Genomic DNA, 20351 nt, shown 5'->3' with positions numbered 1-20351 from the left:
GTGCACGCTGCGGCGTCAGATGGGGGACAGTGGAGGCAGTCAGGGCACCTCGAAGCAGAGGCACTACGTCGGTGAGGGATGACGTGAGCGAACACCGCGAAAGTGACAGCGCAGTAGTACTCCGGTACGCGGACGGCGAGTATCGCTATCCGCTGGTCGACAGCACGGTCGGGGACCGTGGCGTCGACATCGGCAAGCTGCGTGCCGAGACCGGTCTGGTGACCCTGGACTCCGGTTACGGCAACACCGCCGCGTACCGGTCTGCGATCACCTACCTCGACGGTGAGCAGGGCATCCTCCGCTACCGCGGATACCCGATCGAGCAGCTGGCCGAGCACGGCACCTTCCTGGAGACGGCCTACCTGCTGATCTACGGCGAGCTGCCCTCGGTGGACGAGCTGTCCGGGTTCCGCCACAAGATCACGCAGCACACCATGCTCCACGAGGACGTCAAACGGTTCTACGACGGTTTCCCGCGGGACGCCCATCCGATGGCGATGCTTTCCTCGGTGGTCAGCGCGCTGTCGACGTTCTACCAGGACAGCCACAACCCGTTCGACGACGAGCAGCGTTACCTCTCGACCATCAGGCTGCTGGCGAAGCTGCCGACGATCGCGGCCTACGCCTACAAGAAGTCGATCGGTCACCCGGTGGTCTACCCGAGCAACGACCTCGGGTACGTGGAGAACTTCCTCCGCATGACCTTCTCCGTACCGGCGGAGGCCTACGAGCTGGACCCGGTCGTGGTCAGCGCGCTCGACAAGCTGCTCATCCTGCACGCCGACCACGAGCAGAACTGCTCGACCTCGACGGTGCGTCTCGTCGGTTCCTCGCAGGCCAACCTCTTCGCCTCCATCTCGGCGGGCATCAACGCTCTGTGGGGGCCCCTGCACGGCGGGGCGAACCAGTCCGTGCTGGAGATGCTGGAGAGCATCCACGCCAGCGGCGGCGACGTCGACTCGTTCATCCGCAAGGTGAAGAACAAGGAGGACGGCGTCCGGCTCATGGGCTTCGGGCACCGGGTCTACAAGAGCTTCGACCCGCGCGCGAAGATCATCAAGAACGCGGCGCACGACGTCCTGTCCGCGCTCGGCAAGTCCGACGCGCTGCTGGACATCGCGCTCAAGCTGGAGGAGCGCGCGCTCAGCGATGACTACTTCGTCTCCCGCAACCTGTACCCCAACGTCGACTTCTACACAGGGCTGATCTACCGCGCCATGGGCTTCCCGAGCAGCATGTTCACCGTGCTGTTCGCGATGGGCAGGTTGCCGGGATGGATCGCCCAGTGGGGCGAGATGATCACGGAGCCGGGCTCCCGTATCGGCCGTCCGCGGCAGATTTACACCGGAGTGGTCCAGCGCGACTACATTCCGGTCGAACAGCGCTAGTAAGCGCTCGTACCGGGTGTGATGTCCCCGTGCAGGGCCCGGTGCACCCGTACGGTGCGGCCGGGCCTTCGCCGTGCCCGACCGGGCCGTCGGGGGTGCCGGGCAGAGCCGGCTGGCCGGCTTGGAGCGGGGGAGGCCGCAGTGGCTGCTGTGGGCGGGTGAGGCATCACCCGAGGTGATGTGATGCAGGTCACATTGTTTTTCTTACAACCATTCGCCGGGTTGTTCGGTCTAATGGTCGTGTCAGCGCGGATTCGGCTGGATCCACGCCGGCAGCTGTCAGGCAGGGGTCCCGTGGGGGGACGCTCTTGGCCGATGGCAAGGAAGTGCCCCGAGCCGGGCCCTGTGGGGGGACCTGGCACGGGGCACTTCTGCTTCTCCGTGGCGTCTGCCCTGTTGCGTGCTGAGGGCCGGAAGGGGGGGAGGGCTCAGGCCTGGCCGACCAGCTCGTAGCCGGCCTCGTCGACGGCGCCCCGGAGCGCTTCCTCGGTCAGCGGGCTCTCCGATGTCACGGTGAGAAGGCCGGTGGCGGCCTCCGCCTTGGCCTCGGTGACGCCGGGCAGTGCCGCCACTTCCGAGGAGACGGCCCCTTCGCAGTGTCCACAGGTCATGCCGCTGATCTTGTACGTGGCGGTGCTGCTCATGACGGTCTCCTTGTTCCTCTCGGGGCTTCCTCCTCCGGAGCCTATACCCCTCGGGGGTATCATTCAAGTGGTCCCGGCTCTTCGGCTCCGCCCGGCGATGCCTCGCCGGGCGGAGCCGAAGAGCCGCAGTGAGCCTGGAGAGCACCCGAGGGGCCCGGGGCCGCCCGAGGGCCGGCCGGACGCCGTACCGGGCTTTCAGGAGGACCCGAGACCCCTTCCGGTGGCCGGTGCGCAGGGCGGGGAGTGCTCACCGGTGTCTGCGCCGCTGGGAGGGCCGCCGGGTCACCCACTGCCGGATGGTCTCGGCGTACCACAGGGGTCTGCCGGCCCGGACGAGGTCCGGGGACGGGAGCAGTCCGTGCTTGCGGTAGGCGCGGACGGTGGCCGGCTGGACCCGGATGTGCGCGGCGATCTCCTTGTAGGACCAGATCCCGGGGTCGGTCATCTCTGCGCTCCTTCCTCTGCCGCGTGGTGGGGGCGCGGCAGCCGTCGGGGGAGCCGCGATGCGGCGGACGGCAGGCCGGGGGCCTGCATGCCGGACAACGACCGTGTCCCGGTCCGGGCAGGGGCTGTTGATCACCTGTGACGGGAGCGGGCCACAACGGTGACAGCGGTGACCGGCCCGGGACGGTGCGGGGGACGGACGCGGAACGGCCCGCCTCCCGGGAGAGGCGGGCCGTCCGGCCGGAACGGTGCGGGCCCGCGCGGCGACGGGCCGGGCAGTCAGGAGTCGCGGGAGGCGGGGACCTCGGCGGGCGCGCTGCCGTCGCTCTCCTGAGCCGCCTCCAAAACGGCGTACTTGCGGTTCCGCGCGCTCAGCAGGACCGCGGCACCGGTGGCGGAGAGGACCGAGCCGATGAGCACGGCGGCCTTCACTTCCTCACCCGTCGCGCTGATGACCCCGCCCACCGAGAAGCCCAGCTCGGTGATCAACAGGGAGACGGTGAAGCCGATACCGGCCAGCATCGCCGCCCCGGCCACGTCCGGCCAGCTCAGATCCGGATTGAGCTTGGCGCGGGTGAACCTGGCGACGAGCCAGGTCGCACCGAAGATCCCGAGCAGCTTTCCGGCGAACAGGCCGAGGATCACACCCAGGGCCTCCGGCTGCTGGTGGAGGGTGGTCACGGTGCCGACCGAGACCCCGACGCCGGCGGCGAACAGGGCGAACACCGGCACCGCCAGACCGGCCGAGTACGGGTGCACGAGGTGCTCGATGGTCTCGGCGGGGGAGTGCTTCTCGCCTTCGTTGGTCGTGGTGCGCAGCAGCATGCCCATCGCCACGCCGGCGATCGTGGCGTGCACGCCGCTGTTGACCATCAGCGCCCAGATGACGACGGCGAGCGGCACGTAGATGTACCAGCCGCGGATGCCCTTGTTGTGCAGGACGTAGAAGACCACCAGGCCGGCCAGTGACCCGCCCAGTGCCAGCAGGCTGAGGTCGGCGGAGTAGAAGACCGCGATGATGGTGATGGCGATCAGGTCGTCGACGATCGCCAGGGTCAGCAGGAACACCCGGAGCGCGGAAGGGAGCCTTCGCCCGACGACGGCGAGCACGCCGAGCGCGAAGGCGATGTCGGTGGCCATCGGAACGGCCCAGCCGTTCAGATCACCGCCCTGCGAGCCGACGATGGTGACGTACACCAGCGCGGGCATCACCATGCCGCCGATGGCGGCGACCACCGGAAGTACGGCGGCGGCCGGGTTGCGCAGCTCGCCGAGGACCATCTCCCGTTTCAGCTCGATGCCGACGATGAAGAAGAACACCGCGAGCAGCCCGTCGGCCGCCCAGTGTCCGATCGACATCCGCAGCCCCAGCGCGTCGGGGCCGATGTAGTGGTCCCGGACGGACTCGTAGCCCTCACTCAGGGGGGAGTTCGCCAGTACGAGCGCCAGCGTGGAGGCCAGCAGCAGCATCAGACCGCCGGAGACCTCCAGGCGAAAGAATTCGGCCAGGGAACGGCGGTCACGCTCGGCGTAGTTGCCGGGCAGGGGGGAATGGGGTGCGGACGGGGGCGTCATGGGGGGAGGGCCTCCGAGGGCGAGTACAGGGACGGGTACGAACGAACTGCCGACCAGACTTCCCGGCGCACCCAACGATCAGTCGCGATGTTGTGCTCATACCGTACCGGTAGCCGGGTGATCACCTGCAAGAGGACAAATGCCCAGCTGTGGTCACCGGCTGTCATTGCCCGACGGGACTCGCCGCATTCCTGCACGCCCGGAACTTTCCCGGTGACAATCATCACACCGGAGGTTCGTAGCGCTCGGTGACCGTCCATGACCGCCGGCCGCGGCGGGAACCGCGGGAGGCCGCCCGGGCGTCCCCCGTTCCGGGCGGTGTCTGCGCCCGCCGCCCGCTCCGGAGCGTCCCCCGGCTGTCCGGGCAGCGGGCCGGTGGCGTATAAATATGGCCAGAATCGCTACAGGGGGATGTGGCATGGGGGATTTCGTTTCGGCAGCGCTGGAGTTTCCGGCCGTCGTGTTCACGTTCCCCCTGCTCGTGGTCCTCGGCTACTGGCTCTTCGTCGCCCTCACCGGACTCTCCGGTGACGGAGTGGACACCGACCCCTCCGATCCGCCCGCCTCCTCCGGCTCCGGCCACGAGGGTGCCGCCGGACACTCCGGCTTTCTCGGTTTCCTCGGCCTCGGCGGCGTCCCCGTCACCCTGGTCTTCTCCCTGGTGGTCCTCACCGCCTGGTTCGTCAGCCTGGTGGGAGTCGTCCTCTTCGACGACCCGCTGATCCGCTGGGCCTGGTTCGTGCTGGCGCTGTTCGTCGCCTGGCACACCACCTGGCTGCTGGCCAGGCCCCTGCGCCGGCTGCTGCACACCGGCGCCCCGCAGCGCAACGCCGACTTCGTCGGCAGCATCTGCCTGGTGCGCACCGGCCGGGTCGACGCGGACTTCGGGCAGGGCGAGGCGACCGCGCCGGACGGCTCCACGGCGCTTCTGCAGATACGCACCGACGAACTGGGCGTGCTCACCTCGGGGAGCAGCGCGCTGATCTACGACTACGACGTCGAGGGCGACTTCTTCCGGGTCACCGCCGCGGGCGTGACCGCCGACCCGTTCGGCTGACGCCGCACCGCGTTGCGGCCCGGACATCCGCCGCTCTGGACGTTTCGAACTGACCTAAGGACGAAGGATGGATTCCACCCTCTGGACGGGTATCGGCATCACCGCCGGCGCTGTCCTGCTCATCATCATTGTCATGATGCTCACCCTCACCAGGCTGTTCCGGAAGGTGGAGCAGGGCAAGGCGCTCATCGTCTCCAAGATGCGCAAGGTCGATGTGACCTTCACCGGCATGGTGGTCCTCCCGGTCCTGCACAAGGCCGAGATCATGGACATCTCGGTCCGTGCGATGGAGATCAGCCGGACCGGGAAGGACGGCCTCATCTGCGCGGACAACATCCGCGCCGACATCCGGATCTCCTTCTTCGTCCGGGTCAACAAGACCGCCGAGGACGTCATCCGGGTCGCTCAGGCGATCGGCACCCAGCGGGCCAGCGACCAGGCGACCCTGCAGGAGCTGTTCAACGCGAAGTTCTCCGAGGCGCTGAAGACCGTCGGCAAGCAGCTCGAGTTCGAAGGCCTCTACACCCAGCGCGAGGAGTTCCGCGACCAGATCATTCACGTCATCGGCCGTGACCTCAACGGCTACCGCCTGGAGGACGTGGCGATCGACTACCTGGAGCAGACCCCGCTGCACCAGCTGGACAAGGACAACATCCTCGACGCCCAGGGCATCCGGAAGATCACCGAGCTGACCGCCCAGCAGAACATCCACACCAACGAGTTCAAGCGCAACGAAGAGAAGGAAATAACCCGGCAGAACGTCGACGCCCGGGAAGCCGTCCTGGAGCTGGAGCGCCGCCAGGCCGACGCCGAGATCAAGCAGCAGCGCGAGATCGACACCGTCCGGGCCCGCGAGGAGGCCGAGACCTCCCGCATCCAGGCCGAGGAGCGGCTGCGCTCGCACGCCGCGCACATCCGGACCGACGAGCAGCTCGCCGTCCAGAGCGAGAACCGTGAGCGGGAGATCGCCGTCGCCAAGCTCAACCGCGAGCGGATCATCGCTGTGGAGAACGAGCGCATCGAGAAGGACCGGATGCTCGAGGTCATCGCGCGCGAGCGGGAGACCGAACTGCAGCGCATCTCCAAGGACAAGGAGCTGGAGGGCGAGCGGCGCGACATCGCCGACGTCATCCGCGAGCGGATAGCCGTGGAGAAGACCGTCGCGCAGCAGGAGGAGGAGATCAAGAAGCTGCGCACCGTCGAGGAGGCCGAGCGCGAGCGCTCGGCACTGATCATCCGCGCCGAGGCCGAGGCACAGGAGCGGCTGGTCAAGGACATCAAGGCGGCGGAGGCCGCCGAGCAGGCCGCCGGACACCGCGCCAAGGAAGAACTCACCATGGCGGAGGCACGGCGCAAGTCGGCCGAGCTCGACGCCCAGGCCGCGATGCGGCTGGCCGAGGGCAAGCAGGCGGACGCCGCCGCCGAGGGACTGGCCCAGGCCCAGGTGCAGGAGCGCAGCGCCGAGGCGATCTCCCGGATCGGCACCGCCGAGGCGGACGTGGAGCGGAAGAAGCGGCTCGCCGAGGCCGAGGGGCTGCGCGAGAAGATGCAGGCCGAGGCCGACGGCCTCAAGGAGAAGGCCGAGGCCATGACCGCGCTCGACGCCGCGGGCCGGGACCACGAGGAGTTCCGGCTGCGGCTGGACGCCGAGAAGGAGGTCCGCATCGCGCGGATCGACGTGCACCGGCAGATCGCCGAGGCACAGGCCACCATCGTCGCCACCGGCCTGGAGAACGCCAAGATCGACATCGTGGGCGGCGAGTCGGTGTTCTTCGACCGCCTCATCAACTCCATCTCCGCCGGCAAGAGCATCGACGGCCTGGTGGACAGCTCCGACAGCGTGCAGGCCCTGGCAGGCCCCTGGCTCGACAAGGAGAACTCCACCTTCACCGGTGATCTCGGCGCCATGGTCGCCGGCCTGGGCGCCGACGGCCTGCGGGACCTCACCCTCGCCGGGCTGCTCGGCAAGCTGATCGCCGGCGGCGGCGAGCAGGCAGACCCGCTGCGGAGCCTGCTGGACACCGTCACGGCCCAAGGGCTGGCCGACACCAAGCTGTCCCAGCTGGCCCTGCCCCGGCAGCTCAACCACTCCCAGTAGCGCCGGTGCCGTCCTCGCCTCCGGCCCGCCGCGGCCGGGGACGGGGACGGCCCGCACCACCCCGCACATCCCCATCCGCCCGTCCGCGGACGACTCCGGCGTCCGCGGACGAGGCGCCGCAGCACGCAGGAGACCCATGAGCACCGAGATGGACGCGGGCACCTACGAGGTGCTCAGGGACCGGATGAAGGCCGCGGCGGGCCGGCTCGCCGAACGTGCCGCGACCCTCAACACCCGGCGCATCGAGACCTTCGGCGGCCGGGAGCTCGAGCTCACCGCCACCGACCGGATCCGCACCGAGCACAACTGCGTGCCCCGGGACATCGTCCAGGTCGGCGGCCTGCTGCTGTTCGGCTACAACGTGCACTTCGGCCTCAAGCAGACCACGGAGATCCACGACGTCTTCGGCCTCTTCCACTACCGGGGCGGTGCCGAGGGCCAGCACTTCACCGAGGCGCCGGTGGACGCCGTCCCCGGACTGCTCGACGACCCCGCGTTCCAGCGGGACTTCGCCAGCCTCTACCGCTACTACAGCCAGGCCCAGCTGCTCCAGCTGCGCCGTGTCGGATCCCTGCTGCTGGCCGTCTTCCGGACCGGCGAACGGATCAGCGACATCCGCGTGCTGCGCTGGCGCGTCGGGCCCGACGGCATCCCCGCCTACGTGGACGCCAAGGGCGAACGGGACCACGTCTTCCCCGCCTCGCACGACTTCGAGTGGACCGCCACCGGCCGGGAGGACCACACCGCCGGGGTGCACCCGCACGTCACCATCGGCGGCGAATTGTTCGTCGACACCGTCGGCGGCTCCCTCACCCTCAAGGTCGAGGACAACACCGAGTCCGGCGAGGGCATCTACCGCGAGCCCGTCGAGGAGCCGCTGCAGTCGCTGGCCGACGCCGACATCTCCTGGGCCCGGGTCGGCCCGCTGATCCTGCTCCGGATCCTGCCGTACAACGAGCGCGACCACCGGCACCTGGTGTTCAACACCCGCACCCGGGAAGTCGTGCGGCTCGACGGCATCGGCCAGGCCTGCCGCAGTCTCCCCGAGGACCAGGGCATCATCTTCCCCGGCGGCTACTACCTGGCCGCCGCACCCGCCGGGTCCGCGGCGAAGACCTTCGACACCGACACCCGCGACCTCGAGTACAAGGCGGCGATCCGCTCGCCCAACGGCGAGGACGTGCTCTACGCCTTCCACGCCCGCGCCGAGGGCCGCACCCTGCTGCTGCCCTACAACCTCATCCGCAAAGAGGTCGCCAACCCGATCGTCAGCCACGGCTTCTCGCTGTTCGAGGACGGGACGATGGCCGTCTTCCGGGAGGACTCACCCGAGCCCACCCGGGTCCACCCGATACAGGTGTGGCGCACCCCCTTCGTCTCCGACGCCCACGCCGCGAGCGAGCCCCAGGGTGACGGCCCGCTGGCCCGCATCGGCAACGCCGAGCTGGTTCGCGGCATCTCCGACGCGCTGACCGTGGCCCGGATGGCCGATGAACTCGAGCCCGGCACCGCCGTGTTCGAGGCAGTGGTGGCCGCCTGCTCGCGCTTCGCCGACCAGTACCACTGGCTGGGCCTGGACGGCCTGGAGTCCCTCGGCGAGCCCGTGGAAACGCTGCGTGCCACCGCCGAACAGGTCATCGACGAGTACCAGCGGGTGCTGGAGCTGCGCCGGCAGGCGGCCGAGGCGGTCGGGAACACCGCCGCCGAGGTCACCACCCTGGTGCGCCGGGCCCGCGGCGAGGCCCCGAAGGGCGCCGCCCAGTGGGTCGCCCTGCTCACCGAACTCCGCCGGGCCCAGGGCCGCGCCCAGTCGCTGCGCGAGATGCGGCACGTCGACCTGGGAGCCCTGGACCGGATCGGCGAGGAACTCGCGGAGACCCTGGCCGGCACCGGCCGCCGGGCCGTGGCCTTCCTCTCCCGCGAGGACGCCTTCGACGACAGCCGGGCCGCCGTGGAGGAACTGACCGAACGCGCCGCCGGCGTGGAGCGGGTCGCCCTCGCGGATCCCCTGGCCGCCGAGATCGGCGAACAGGCCGACAGCCTGCGGATCGTCACCGACGTCATCGGTGGCCTGGACATCGCCGACGCCACCGTCCGTACCGGGCTGCTGGAGCGCATCGGTGAGGTCATGGGCGCCGTCAACCGGGCCCGGGCAGTCCTGGACGGCCGACGCCGCGAGCTGCTGGAGACCGAGGGCCGCGCCGAGTTCTCCGCCGAGTACGCCCTGCTCGGGCAGGCTGTCTCCGGGGCACTCGCCGCCTCCCGCACCCCCGAGGAGTGCGACGAGCAGCTCGGCAGGCTGCTGCTGCAACTGGAGAACCTGGAGTCCCGCTTCGGGACCTTCGACGACTTCCTCACCCAGCTGGCCGAGCAGCGCGAGGAGATCTACGAGACCTTCTCCGCCCGCAAGCAGGCGCAGCTGGACGAACGGGCCCGGCACGCCGAGCGGCTGGCCGACTCCGCCCGCCGTGTGCTCTCCACCGTGTCCCGCCGGGCCGGTGGACTGGGGACCCTCGACGAGGTCAACGCCTACTTCGCCACCGACCCGCTGGTCGCCCGGGTCAGCGCCGCCACCGCCGAACTGCGCGATCTCGGCGAGACCGTACGAGCCGAGGAGCTCGAGGGCCGGCTCAAGGCCGCCCGGCAGGAGGCAGGCCGGGCCCTGCGCGACCGGGCCGACCTGTACGGCGCGGACGGTACCGTGCGGCTGGGCCGCCACCGGTTCGGCGTCAACACCCAGCCGATCGACCTGACCCTGGTGCCCCAGGACGGCGCGCTGGCCTTCGCGGTCACCGGCACCGACTACCGGGCGCCCGTCACCGACCCCGCCTTCGACGAGACCCGCATGTTCTGGGATCACCCGCTGGTCTCCGAGTCCCCGGAGGTCTACCGCGCCGAACACCTGGCAGCGAGCCTGCTGGCGCAGGCCGACGAGGCTGGCCAGAGCGAGCAGCTCCTCGCGGCGGCCCGCGAGGACGACCTGCTGCCGCTGGTACGCCGGGCCGCCGAAGCGGCCTACGACGAGGGCTACGACCGCGGAGTGCACGACCACGACGCCGCCCGCATCCTCGCCGCAGTGCTCCGGCTGCGCAGCGGCGCCGGCCTGCTGGGGTTCACCCCGGACGTGCGGTGCGCCGCCCAGCTGTTCTGGGCCTTCGGCACGGCCGGGCCCGACCGGGAGGCGTGGACCACCCGAGCCCGCTCGCTCGCGCGGGCCAGGACGGCGTTCGGCGGCAGCGCCGCCGTCACCGAGCTGTCCGCCGAGCTGGCGGACGCGGCCGGTACCTTCCTGGAGACCGCGGGACTGCCCCGGCCGTCCGTCCAGGGCGACGTGGGTGCCTACCTCTTCGAGGAACTGGCCTCCGAGAACGAGGGGTTCGTGACCAGCGCGGCTGCGCGGTCGCTTCTCGACGACTTCCGGAGCGCCCTGGGGAGCGGCGGGGCCAAGGAGTTCGCGCAGGATGTGCAGGCCCTCGGCAGCGACCTGGCTGCCCGGCACCAGCTGGTCACCGCCTGGCTCGGCGCGTTCGCGGAGTCCACCGGCCGGGAAACCACCGACCTGCCGGAGGCCGCCGCGGTAGAGCTGTGCGGCGACACCCTGCGCCGCCGCGACACCGACGCCCCGCTCGTCTCCCGCACCGGTGGGCTGCTGGGCGCGCACCCCCGCCTGGACGGCGGGCAGCTCACCGTGCGCATCGACGAGTTCCTGGCCCGCACCACCGAATTCCGCACCACCCGGGTGCCCGCTCACCGCCGGTACGTCCGGCTCCGCAACGCCCTCCTGGAGGCGGAGCGCGAACGGCTGAGACTGAGCTCCTACCGGGCCGAGGTCATGTCGGCGTTCGTCCGCAACCGTCTGCTCGACGAGGTGTATCTCCCGCTGATCGGCGACAACCTCGCCAAGCAGCTGGGCGCCGCGGGCAGCGAACGGCGCACCGACAGTCAGGGTCTGCTGCTCCTGCTTTCCCCGCCCGGCTACGGCAAGACCACCCTGATGGAGTACGTCGCCGCCCGGCTCGGGCTGGTCTTCGTCAAGGTGGACGGCCCGGCCCTGGGCTACGGCACCACCTCGCTCGACCCGGCCGCGGCACCCGACGCCGCGGCGCGCCGCGAGGTCGAAAAAATCAACTTCGGCCTGGAGATGGGCAACAACGTCTTCCTCTACCTGGACGACATCCAGCACACCTCACCGGAGCTGCTGCAGCGCTTCATCCCGCTGTGCGACGCCCAGCGCCGGATCGACGGGGTCCGGGTCGCCGACGGCGAACCCGCCACGTACGACCTGCGCGGCAAGCGGTTCGCGGTGTGCATGGCCGGCAACCCGTTCACCGGCGGCGGCACCCGCTTCCGGGTGCCGGACATGCTCGCCAACCGGGCCGACGTGTGGAACCTCGGAGACGTGCTGTCCGGCCGCGAGGAGCTGTTCGCGCTCAGCCACATCGAGAACGCGCTGACCTCCAACCCCGTCCTGGCGCCGCTGGCCGCCCGCGAACGCGCCGACACCGACCTGCTGGTCCGGCTGGCCCGGGGCGACGAGTCCGCCTCCCCGGACCGGCTCCAGCACCCGTACAGCGCCGCCGACCTGGAGCAGATCCTGTCCGTGCTCCGCCAGCTGCTGCACGTCCAGCGCACCACCCTGAAGGTCAACGCCGCCTACATCGCCTCGGCCACCACGGACGACGCACACCGCACCGAACCGCCCTTCCTGCTGCAGGGGTCCTACCGCAACACCTGCCGGCTCGCCGAACGCATCGTGCCGGTGATGACGGACGAGGAGACCGAAGCGCTGATCGACGACCACTACCTGGCCGAGGCGCAGACGCTCACCCGGGGCGCGGAGGCCAACCTGCTGAAGCTCGCCGAACTGCGCGGCCGGATGAGCCCCGAACAGGCCGCGCGCTGGGCGGAGATCACGCGCACCTTCACCGCGGGCAGGTGACCGGCTGACCCCGGCCCGGGGCGCGGCCCCGGGCCGGTACGGGCCGCTGACCTCCACACCTGGCGGAGTCAGTCGTGGTTGTACGGCCGGAGGCTGGACATGACCAGCTCCAGCGTCTCGTCGTCCGGCTGCTCCTCGAAGCCGGTGTCCATCACCAGACCCCAGACCGCGAGATCGGCGTTGGCGTCGAGGTAGGACACGGAGATCGACTTGCCCTCGCCGACGTCGCACTCGTCGTCCTCGTCGAGCGGTACGTTCTTGGCCACCCCGTAGGAGACGTGCCCCTCGATGCCGTGGTCGCTCGAGAACGGCTCCGCCTCGGTGTAGTCCAGCTCGCCTTCCTTCGCCTGGTCATAGGCGGCCCACACCAGGCTGCCGGCGGATCCCTCCGCGGCCTCGTCGGTCCCGGACCCCCCTTGCGCGCCCCGGGTGCCGGTGACGAGACGAGAACTGTGGCCGCACCAGTTGTCCTGGAACGTCGCCGGGGCGGAGAGGCTCATCACCGGGCTGCCGTCGCCCTCGATGGTGTCCTCCCAATAGATCATCATCCCTTCGGTGCTGACCTCCCAGTCCGGCGGAACGTCGAAGGCGAGGTACCGCTTGCTGCTCACCACGACCTGCCAGTCGTCGGCGATCACCGGGTCGGGGATGGAACGGACGCCCTGCCGCGGGTCGTCGGGGACGTCCGGCTCCTCCTCTTCCTCTTCCTCCTCCGGCTCTTCCTCGTCCTCGTCCTCGTCGCCGGTGGGTTCGGCCGCGATCGGAGGGGTGTCGTCGTCCTGGCCGCCGGTGAAGACGAAGTACCCACCGACGCCGAGTGCGGCGACGACGGCGAGTGCGGCGACGACCGCGAGAGCGGTCTTCCCCTGCTTGCCGCCCCCTCCGCCGGGCGGCACCGCGGACGCCTTGTCCCACTGGACCGTCGGCTGCTCGTACGGGTTCGGCGGGTACCCCTGCTGCGGGTACCCCGCGGGCGGCATGCCGGGCGGAGGGGCGGCCGGTACTCCCGGCGGCGGCGTGGGCGGCATGCCCGGCGGCGGCGCGGGCTGCTGGTAGCCGGGCTGCTGATAGGGATTTGGCTGTTGGTACCCGGGGCTCTGGTACGGGTTCGGCGGCTGTCCCTGGGGGTGCGGGGAATCCGCGTCCCCGGGCTGCTGGTCTGCTGGGCTCATGCAGCAGACTCTAGAATCCCGCGGCCCGCCGGTCTGTTTCCGCGCCGGATCGGTCCCCGATCGCTACTGACTTGTGGCACGCGTGTTCCCAACGGCTGACACGCGCTGCCGGGGGACCTGACGCGCCGCCGCGCGTCAGGCGCTGGTGCCCGGTGGGACGGGGGGCGGGAACTCGTAGGAGACCCCGGTGAGTTTCTCGGAGTACTCCCAGAGCCGTGCGGCTGTTCGGGTGTCGCGGACGGCCCGGAAGCCGTTCCGGGGAGCCGGACCGCCGCGCTGCTGCAGCGGCCCACGGGGGGCGATGTAACTCCCGCCGGGCAGACCGGGAACGGTCGCGGCGTACAGCGTGGGCCATGCTCCCTGGATCACCGGCTTGGCCAGCATGCTGATGACCCCGGGCACGACGGCTTCCCACAGCCGGTTCCGGCGCTCGCGGTTCTGGCGGGCCATCCCGTGCGTGTCGGTCATCCCCGGAATGGCGATCATGCTGCGCAGGCTCACGCCCGCCGTGACCGCCAGGCGGTGCAGATGCATGGCGAAGTACACGTTGGCCTTCTTGGAGATCCCGTAGGCGGCCGTGGCCGAGTACCTGCCCCGGTTCTCCCCGTTGATGATCCTGTCCAGTGGAAACCGGGTGGTGATGTGGGTCTCGCTGGACACCGTGACCACCCGCGGGTCACCGGAGGCGAGCAGGTGGGGAAGCAGCAGCCCGGTGAGCATGAACGTGCCCAGGTGGTTGGTGCCGAAGTGCGACTCGTGGCCGGCCACCGTCGTGGACTCGGGGACCATGACGACACCTGCGTTGTTGATCAGCACGTCGAGCCGGTCGTGGTCCCAGGCATCCGCGAACTCCCGGACGGACTGCGGCACGGAGAGGTCGAGCGGACGCAACTCGGCCCGGCTGTCCGGCACCTCCGCCCTGAGCCGGCCCAGTGCGGCCCGGCCGCGTTCCGCGTTGCGGCAGGCCATGACCACGTGCGCGCCCCGGCGGGCGAGCTCGCGGGCGGTGGCGTAACCGATGCCACCGTTGGCCCCCGTCACGACGACAAGCCGTCCCGACTGATCGGACATGGCCTTCTCCGTCCATGTCACCGGAGGCGCCGAGCGGAAGGGCATGGGGTCTTCTCCTTTCGGGCGACCGGTTCGCTGTGGAGTGACGGGCCGAGCCCGGGGCCGGGTGCCGTGGTGCCCGTGGGTGCCGGTGATGCTTCTCCTGCCGACCGGGTCCACGGCCCGATCGTAGCCGGGCGCCGCGCACGCACGGAGGCGTCTCCCGGCCGGAACCCGCGTCGCCGCCCGGACGCTGACATCCGGTCAGATCCCGCCGGACCCTTCGGCCCGGTCCGGCCCGCCGCGGCCGGCCGCCGGGCGGCGCCGCCGGGCGGTGACGACTGCCGCCGCCCGGCCACCCGCTGCCGCCAGGGCCAGTACCGCCAGAGCCAGCACCACCGGGCCGGCTCCCAGATCGTTCAGCCACCGGGTCACGTCACCCTGGAACGCGGTGGCGCGGGAGACCACCGGGTCGCCGGCGCCACCGTACAGCTCCCACCAGCCGTAGTACGTGACGTAGAACCCGGCGAGCAGCAACAGCGCTCCCGAGGCCCGGGTGACGTACGGCAGGGCACGGCGGATGCGGGCGACCAGGGCCTGCCGGGACAGCGCCACGGCCAGGGTCAGCACTCCCACCACCGCGCCCATCCCCCCGGCGTAGGCCAGGAACACGGTGAGGACGCCCGGTACGCTGCCGCCGCGGAACGCCGTGCCGGTGAGGGCCAGGAACGGACCGACGGTGCAGGACAGCGAGGCCACGGCGTAGGAGATGCCGAAGAGCGCCATGCCGCGGGCCGAGCCCGCCGGATTGCGGCCGCTCGGGCCCGCCTTGGGCAACGGCACCCGCAACTCCCGCCCGGCCAGCAGCCAGCCGCCGGTGCCGACCAGGATCAGGCCGACCACCATGGTGATGCGCGGCAGCCAGCTGTCCACCGTCAGTGCCAGCGGGGAGACGAGCAGCCCGAAGGTGCCGAAGACGACCACGAACCCGGTGGTCATCGCGCCGGTGGCCACCGCCGCCCGCCGCAGCGGGCCGAGCCGGCCGCCGGCCTGCCGCCCGGCCGGTCCGCTGTCCGGACCCCCGCTGTCCGGCCCACCGCTGACGAACAGTGCCAGGTAGGCGGGCAGCAGGGCGAAGCCGCACGGGTTGACAGCCGCCAGCATGCCGGCCGTCACGGCCAGCGCGAGGGGAAGTTCGTTCACCGTCGGCCGCCGCTCACCGGCCGGACGCTGCGGCGCCGGCGAGTTCGGCGAGGCGCTCGTCGAGGTCGCCCTCGTTCATCGTGCCGAGCTCGATGTCCACGTTCCCGTCCGGGTCGACGAACGCGAAGGCCGGCTGTGCGGGCACGCCGAACGAGGTCCACAGCGCACCGTCCTCGTCGCGGGCGTGGGTGAAGCCGTCGAGGCCGTAGTCGTTGACGAAGTCGCCGTCCTGCTCCGGGCTGCCGTTGCCCGGGACACCGACGAACGTCACCTCCTCGCCCCACTGCTCGTGCGCGGCCTTGATGCCCGGGGCCTCCGCCTGGCACACCGGGCAGTTGTACGCCCAGAACCACAGCACCGCACTCTCCCCGGCCAGCGAGGCGCCCTCGAACGACCCGCCGTCCACCGTGCTCGTGCGGAAGTTCAGCGCTGCGGGGATGTCCGGATCCGCGCCGTCGCCGTCCGCCCCGTCGCCGTCCGGGGAGCCGTCGTCCGCGCCGCCGTCGTCCGGGTCGTCCGGGCCGGTGGCGTCGCCGGACGGGGCCGCAGCGTCCGAGGCCCCGTCGTCGCCGGCACCCCCGCAGGCGGTGAGGGCGACGAGTGCGACGGCGATGGCCGCCGCAGCGGCCGCGCGAAGAGGAAGACTGCGCATGGGCATGCCCCGATTTCTCCTGGAGTGGCGTGCGTTCCGTGGCACGGGAACCCGCCGGCCGGCCTCGATCCTTCCCTCCACGGCCCTCCACTTCCCGGCCGCACCCGCAGCCCGGCCCCGGCAGCGCGGTTCGTCGGCCGACGAACCGCTGTGGAACGAGTTGCCGGGCCGCCCACGCCACCGGCCGGCAGCCCGCGGCGGGACGAATGAGAAGAGCGGCGGCGGCTCTTCTCATCCGCGATGCGGAAATTCATTCGGAGTGTCGAAAGAATCCGCTGCGCTCACCGGAGACAATCTTTCGGGTCACTGGCGGAACATTTCCGCATGAGGTTCGTTTCCCGCGAGCGGGGGCGCCGCAGCACCCGGCCCGCGGGCTCGCCGGTCGGCTCACCGTGCTCCCGCACGGGGCGGCCGGCGATCAGGGTGTGCAGTACGCCGGTGGCCAGGTGCCAGGGTTCCTCGAACGTCGACCGGTCCCGTACCCGGTCCGGGTCGAGCACCACGAGATCGGCGACCGCTCCCTCCCGCACGAGGCCACGGTCGTTCCAGCCGAGCCGGGAGGCCGGCAGAGAGGTCATGCGGCGCACCGCCTCGGGCAGCTCCAACACCCGCTCGGAACGCACGTAATGGCCCAGCACCCGGGCGAACGTGCCGAAGCTCCGCGGATGCGGCCTGCCCTCGCCGGGGCAGCGCAGCACCCAGCCGTCGCTGGCCACCGCCACCGCCGGGTGCCGCATCACCAGACGCACGTCGTCCTCCGACATCGAGTGGTTGACCGTGCCCACCTGGCCGCGCTGCGCCCGCAGCAGCTCGGTCACCGCCTGCCCCGCCCCGCAGCCCAGCGTGGCGGCGACCTCGGCGACCGTCCGGCCGATCGCGGTGCGGAACGGGCCCGGTGGGGTGGCGGCGAGCACGATGCGGTCCGGCCGGAAGTCCGCCCCCTCCCGGGCCGCCAGCTCGGCGGCGAGCCGCGCCGACTGCTCCGCATCGTCCAGCCGGGCGAGCAGCGCCTGCACCCCGCCGTCCATCGCCCAGCCCGGCAGGGCGCTGGTGAGCGTGGTGCTGGAAGCGCTGTACGGGTACTGGTCGGCGGCCACGTCGACCCCGTGGGCACGGGCTGCCTCGATCTGCCGCAGTGCCCCGGCCACCGCACCCCAGTTGCTCACCCCCGCCGCCTTCAGGTGGGAAATCTGCAGCCGCACGCCGGACCGCCTCGCCACCGACAGCGCCTCCTCGACGGCTTCCGCGAGCCGGGAACTCTCACTGCGCAGGTGCGTGGAGTGGAGCAGCCCCGCCCGCGCCGCCTCGGTGGCCAGCGCGACGAGCTCCTCGATGCCGGCATACATGCCGGGCGCGTAGATCAGCCCGCTGGACATCCCCACCACGCCGTCCGCCGCCGCCTCCCGCAGCAGCCCGGCCATCCGCTCCCGCTCGGCGGCGCTCGGCGACCGGTCTTCCGGGCCCATCGCGGCGATGCGCAGTGAGCCGTGTCCCACCTGGAGGGCGAGGTTGACCCCCAGTGGCAGGCGGTCCACCGTTTCGGCGTAGTCGCCTGCCGTGCACCACTCCCAGCTGAGGCCGTCGTCGAGGAAGCCGCAGTGCGCCACCAGGTCGTCGCGGAAACGGGGGTTCAGGGGGAACGGTGAGAACCCGCAGTTTCCCGTCACCAGCGTGGTGACGCCCTGCGCGGTCTGGGTGAGCGCCTGCGGGCTGCCCATGACGGTGAAGTCGGCGTGCGAGTGCAGGTCGATGAAGCCGGGGCACACCACCGCCCCGGCCACCTCCAGCACCCGCGCCCCCCGGCCCGCCGCCGCGCGGGCCTCCGCCGCGCCGCCGACGGCGGCGATCCGGCCGCCGGCCACCGCCACGTCCGCAGCCCGGCCCGCCCGCCCTGTGCCGTCGAGTACCGTGCCGCCGCGCAGAATCACAGGTGGGGTCATCGCCTCACCCTGGCATCACCCCACGCGGGAAGGGAACGGTGTCGCGGACGGATCCGCCCGGCTCAGCGACCGGCAGGGGGCGTGCGGGTAGCGACGCTCATCCGGTTCCACGCGTTGATGGTGGTGATCAGCGCGATGAGCCGGGCCAGTTCGGGCTCCTCGAACTGCTTCGCGGCCCGCTGGTAGACGTCGTCCGGCACGAAGCCGTCGGTGAGTACGGTGATGGCCTCGGTCAGGGCGAGGGCGGCACGCTCCTTCTCCGTGTAGACATCCTCGACCTCGTCGAAGGCGTTGAGGAAGTAGATCCGCTCCTCGGTCTCACCGGCCTTCCGCGCGTCCTTCACGTGCATGTCGATGCAGAAGGCGCATCGGTTGATCTGCGAGGCACGCGTGAGGACCAGCTCGGTGAGGACCGGGTCCACGCCCTGCTTGGCGGCCTCGTGCAGGCCGAGCATCGCCTGGTGGACGTCGGGGACGTGCTTCCACATGTTCATTCGCTGAGTCGCTGTCATGGTTCCGACCGTACGAGCCCAACTGACCGGTTGTATGGTCCAGTTCCGTGTCTGCTGATGGAGCCATTCCGCGCGGGCGGCCGGACTTCGACCTCCACCTGGACCTGCGCCTCGACCTGACGTCCGCCCGGCACGAGGGTGGCAAGCGCGAGAGGCTGATGCGCGCCTTGCGCGAGGCCGTCACCGACGGCCGGCTGGCTTCCGGCACCCGGCTGCCGTCGTCCCGCTCGCTGGCCGCCGACCTCGGCGTGGCCCGCAATACCGTGTCCGGCGCCTACGCCGAACTCACCGCCGAGGGCTGGCTGGTGACGCGGCAGGGCTCCGGTACCCGCGTGGCCCGACGCGCCGGCATCGGGAAAGCGTTCGCTGCTCCCCGCGTACCGCAGGGTCCGGCCGCGGCTCCGCAGCGTCGTGCCGCGCCCCGCCACAACCTCGTCCCGGGGACCGCCAACGCGTCCTCCTTTCCCCGGTCCGAGTGGCTGCGCTCCGCCCGCCGCGCGTTGACGGCCGCACCCAGCGAGGCGTTCGGCCCCGGTGATCCGCAGGGCCGCACGGAACTGCGGGAGACGCTGGCCGGCTACCTGGCCCGGGCCCGCGGCGTGCGCACCACCCCCGACCGCGTGGTGGTCTGCGCCGGGTTCGCCCACGGCCTGCGGCTGCTGTCCGGCCTGGCCCAGGGCCCGGTGGCGGTCGAGGAGTACGGCCTCGGCCACCACCGGACCCTGCTGTCCTCGGCCGGGCTGCACACGGTGGTGCTGCCGGTGGACCAGGCAGGCGCGGTCACCGGGCCACTCACCGCCTCCGGTGCCCGGACGGTGCTGCTGACACCGGCCCACCAGTTCCCCACCGGTGGACCGCTGGAGCCGGCTCGCCGGGCGGCGGTGATCGACTGGGCCCGATCGGTGGACGGGCTGGTGCTCGAGGATGACTACGACGGCGAGTTCCGTTACGACCGGCAGCCGGTCGGCGCACTCCAGAGCCTGGACCCGGAGCGTGCGGTGTACCTGGGCACGGTGAGCAAAAGCCTGAGCCCTGCGTTGCGCCTGGGATGGATGGTGCTGCCGCGGCATCTGGTGCCCCGGGTGCTGGCAGCCAAGGGGGAGCGGGAACTGCGCACCAGCATTCTGGAACAGCTCACCCTCGCGGACTTCATGGGCTGCGGGGCGTACGACCGGCACGTGCGGCGGATGCGGCGGCGCTATCAGTCACGTCGGGACCAGCTGCGGGCCGCCCTGGAACAGTGGGTTCCCGAGGTGCGGGTCTCCGGCATAGCAGCCGGGCTGCACGCGGTGCTGGACCTGCCGGACGGCACGGAGGACCGGATGCTGGCCGCAGCGGCGCGGCACGATGTGGCCGTGAGAGGGCTGGGTGCCTACCGCACCCCGGACAGCCCGGGGGCAGCACCCCGGGACGGCCTCGTCGTCGGCTACGGCACGCCGCCCGACCACGGCTTCCCGGCCGCCGTGTCCGCGCTGTGCCAGGCCCTCCGCGAAGGGCTGGGCCACCGGCCGGGCGACGCCCGGCCGGACCGGTGAGGCCGGCCATGTGCGGGCCTGCCCCTCGACTCGCCCGCCACCCGCTGGGGAAACGGTCCGGGGGCCCGGCACGTCGCCGTCGCACTCCCGGGCCGGTGGCCGGGATTCCGGGAATGCCCACGCGCCCCTCACCCGGCCACGA

Annotated in this window: 14 protein-coding genes; 5 read left to right on the top strand and 9 right to left on the bottom strand. The window is 71.5% G+C overall.

Going from position 1 to position 20351, the window contains the following annotated elements:
* The first annotated feature begins 83 nt into the window (after window positions 1–83).
* The gene (locus PJ985_RS04355; RefSeq protein ID WP_271682183.1) at window positions 84–1388 is read left to right on the top strand and encodes a citrate synthase; all 1305 of its coding nucleotides are present in this window, start codon (window positions 84–86) and stop codon (window positions 1386–1388) included.
* A gap of 428 nt (window positions 1389–1816) precedes the next feature.
* On the opposite strand, the gene PJ985_RS04350 is transcribed toward PJ985_RS04355, so the two are convergent.
* From PJ985_RS04350 to nhaA, 3 genes are all read right to left on the bottom strand, one after another.
* Entirely contained in the window at window positions 1817–2095 is a 279-nt protein-coding gene (locus PJ985_RS04350; protein WP_443033403.1) for a heavy-metal-associated domain-containing protein, read from the bottom strand.
* A gap of 184 nt (window positions 2096–2279) precedes the next feature.
* Window positions 2280–2477, bottom strand: coding sequence for a helix-turn-helix transcriptional regulator (locus PJ985_RS04345; protein ID WP_271682181.1), 198 nt, complete (start codon window positions 2475–2477; stop codon window positions 2280–2282).
* A 278-nt stretch (window positions 2478–2755) separates the two neighbouring features.
* Window positions 2756–4051, bottom strand: coding sequence for a Na+/H+ antiporter NhaA (gene nhaA / locus PJ985_RS04340; RefSeq protein ID WP_271682180.1), 1296 nt, complete (start codon window positions 4049–4051; stop codon window positions 2756–2758).
* A 418-nt stretch (window positions 4052–4469) separates the two neighbouring features.
* Between nhaA and PJ985_RS04335 the strand changes: the two genes are divergently transcribed.
* The 3 genes from PJ985_RS04335 to PJ985_RS04325 all read left to right on the top strand — a co-directional run bounded on the left by PJ985_RS04335 (window position 4470) and on the right by PJ985_RS04325 (window position 12145).
* Window positions 4470–5108 carry a hypothetical protein gene (locus tag PJ985_RS04335; protein ID WP_271682179.1) on the top strand — a complete coding sequence of 213 codons (639 nt, stop codon included), beginning with the start codon at window positions 4470–4472 and terminating at the stop codon, window positions 5106–5108.
* Between the two features lie 67 nt (window positions 5109–5175).
* Window positions 5176–7206 carry a flotillin family protein gene (locus PJ985_RS04330; protein WP_271682178.1) on the top strand — a complete coding sequence of 677 codons (2031 nt, stop codon included), beginning with the start codon at window positions 5176–5178 and terminating at the stop codon, window positions 7204–7206.
* A gap of 136 nt (window positions 7207–7342) precedes the next feature.
* A complete protein-coding gene (locus PJ985_RS04325; protein WP_271682177.1) occupies window positions 7343–12145 on the top strand; it encodes a DNA repair ATPase in 4803 nt (1600 codons plus the stop codon).
* A 68-nt stretch (window positions 12146–12213) separates the two neighbouring features.
* Here the strand turns inward: PJ985_RS04325 and PJ985_RS04320 are convergent, their stop codons facing one another.
* From PJ985_RS04320 to PJ985_RS04295, 6 genes are all read right to left on the bottom strand, one after another.
* A complete protein-coding gene (locus tag PJ985_RS04320; RefSeq protein ID WP_271682176.1) occupies window positions 12214–13317 on the bottom strand; it encodes a hypothetical protein in 1104 nt (367 codons plus the stop codon).
* A 135-nt stretch (window positions 13318–13452) separates the two neighbouring features.
* Window positions 13453–14433, bottom strand: coding sequence for an oxidoreductase (locus PJ985_RS04315; protein WP_271682175.1), 981 nt, complete (start codon window positions 14431–14433; stop codon window positions 13453–13455).
* Window positions 14434–14631: 198 nt separating this feature from the next.
* A complete protein-coding gene (locus PJ985_RS04310) occupies window positions 14632–15570 on the bottom strand; it encodes a cytochrome c biogenesis CcdA family protein (RefSeq protein WP_271682174.1) in 939 nt (312 codons plus the stop codon).
* 13 nt (window positions 15571–15583) lie between these two features.
* Window positions 15584–16228, bottom strand: coding sequence for a redoxin domain-containing protein (locus PJ985_RS04305; RefSeq protein ID WP_271682173.1), 645 nt, complete (start codon window positions 16226–16228; stop codon window positions 15584–15586).
* Window positions 16229–16503: 275 nt separating this feature from the next.
* A complete protein-coding gene (locus PJ985_RS04300) occupies window positions 16504–18162 on the bottom strand; it encodes an N-acyl-D-amino-acid deacylase family protein (RefSeq protein ID WP_271682172.1) in 1659 nt (552 codons plus the stop codon).
* A 62-nt stretch (window positions 18163–18224) separates the two neighbouring features.
* Window positions 18225–18674, bottom strand: coding sequence for a carboxymuconolactone decarboxylase family protein (locus PJ985_RS04295; RefSeq protein ID WP_271682171.1), 450 nt, complete (start codon window positions 18672–18674; stop codon window positions 18225–18227).
* 47 nt (window positions 18675–18721) lie between these two features.
* On the opposite strand from PJ985_RS04295, the gene pdxR reads away from it, so the two are divergent.
* Window positions 18722–20209: a MocR-like pyridoxine biosynthesis transcription factor PdxR gene (gene pdxR, locus PJ985_RS04290; protein ID WP_443033402.1), complete on the top strand. Its 1488-nt coding sequence runs from the start codon at window positions 18722–18724 to the stop codon at window positions 20207–20209.
* Window positions 20210–20351: the final 142 nt, after the last annotated feature.

Origin of the sequence: Streptomyces sp. ACA25, assembly GCF_028200735.1 — a bacterium.
Classification (GTDB): domain Bacteria; phylum Actinomycetota; class Actinomycetes; order Streptomycetales; family Streptomycetaceae; genus Streptomyces.
This window is presented reverse-complemented; position numbering and strand designations above follow the sequence as displayed.

Bases quoted from the DNA above. Each gene is read 5' to 3' on its own strand.
- PJ985_RS04350 (WP_443033403.1), bottom strand. From the start codon at position 2,095: ATGATACCCCCGAGGGGTATAGGCTCCGGAGGAGGAAGCCCCGAGAGG.
- PJ985_RS04345 (WP_271682181.1), bottom strand. From the start codon at position 2,477: ATGACCGACCCCGGGATCTGGTCCTACAAGGAGATCGCCGCGCACATC.
- nhaA (WP_271682180.1), bottom strand. From the start codon at position 4,051: ATGACGCCCCCGTCCGCACCCCATTCCCCCCTGCCCGGCAACTACGCC.
- PJ985_RS04335 (WP_271682179.1), top strand. From the start codon at position 4,470: ATGGGGGATTTCGTTTCGGCAGCGCTGGAGTTTCCGGCCGTCGTGTTC.
- PJ985_RS04330 (WP_271682178.1), top strand. From the start codon at position 5,176: ATGGATTCCACCCTCTGGACGGGTATCGGCATCACCGCCGGCGCTGTC.
- PJ985_RS04325 (WP_271682177.1), top strand. From the start codon at position 7,343: ATGAGCACCGAGATGGACGCGGGCACCTACGAGGTGCTCAGGGACCGG.
- PJ985_RS04320 (WP_271682176.1), bottom strand. From the start codon at position 13,317: ATGAGCCCAGCAGACCAGCAGCCCGGGGACGCGGATTCCCCGCACCCC.
- PJ985_RS04315 (WP_271682175.1), bottom strand. From the start codon at position 14,433: ATGCCCTTCCGCTCGGCGCCTCCGGTGACATGGACGGAGAAGGCCATG.
- PJ985_RS04305 (WP_271682173.1), bottom strand. From the start codon at position 16,228: ATGCCCATGCGCAGTCTTCCTCTTCGCGCGGCCGCTGCGGCGGCCATC.
- PJ985_RS04300 (WP_271682172.1), bottom strand. From the start codon at position 18,162: ATGACCCCACCTGTGATTCTGCGCGGCGGCACGGTACTCGACGGCACA.
- PJ985_RS04295 (WP_271682171.1), bottom strand. From the start codon at position 18,674: ATGACAGCGACTCAGCGAATGAACATGTGGAAGCACGTCCCCGACGTC.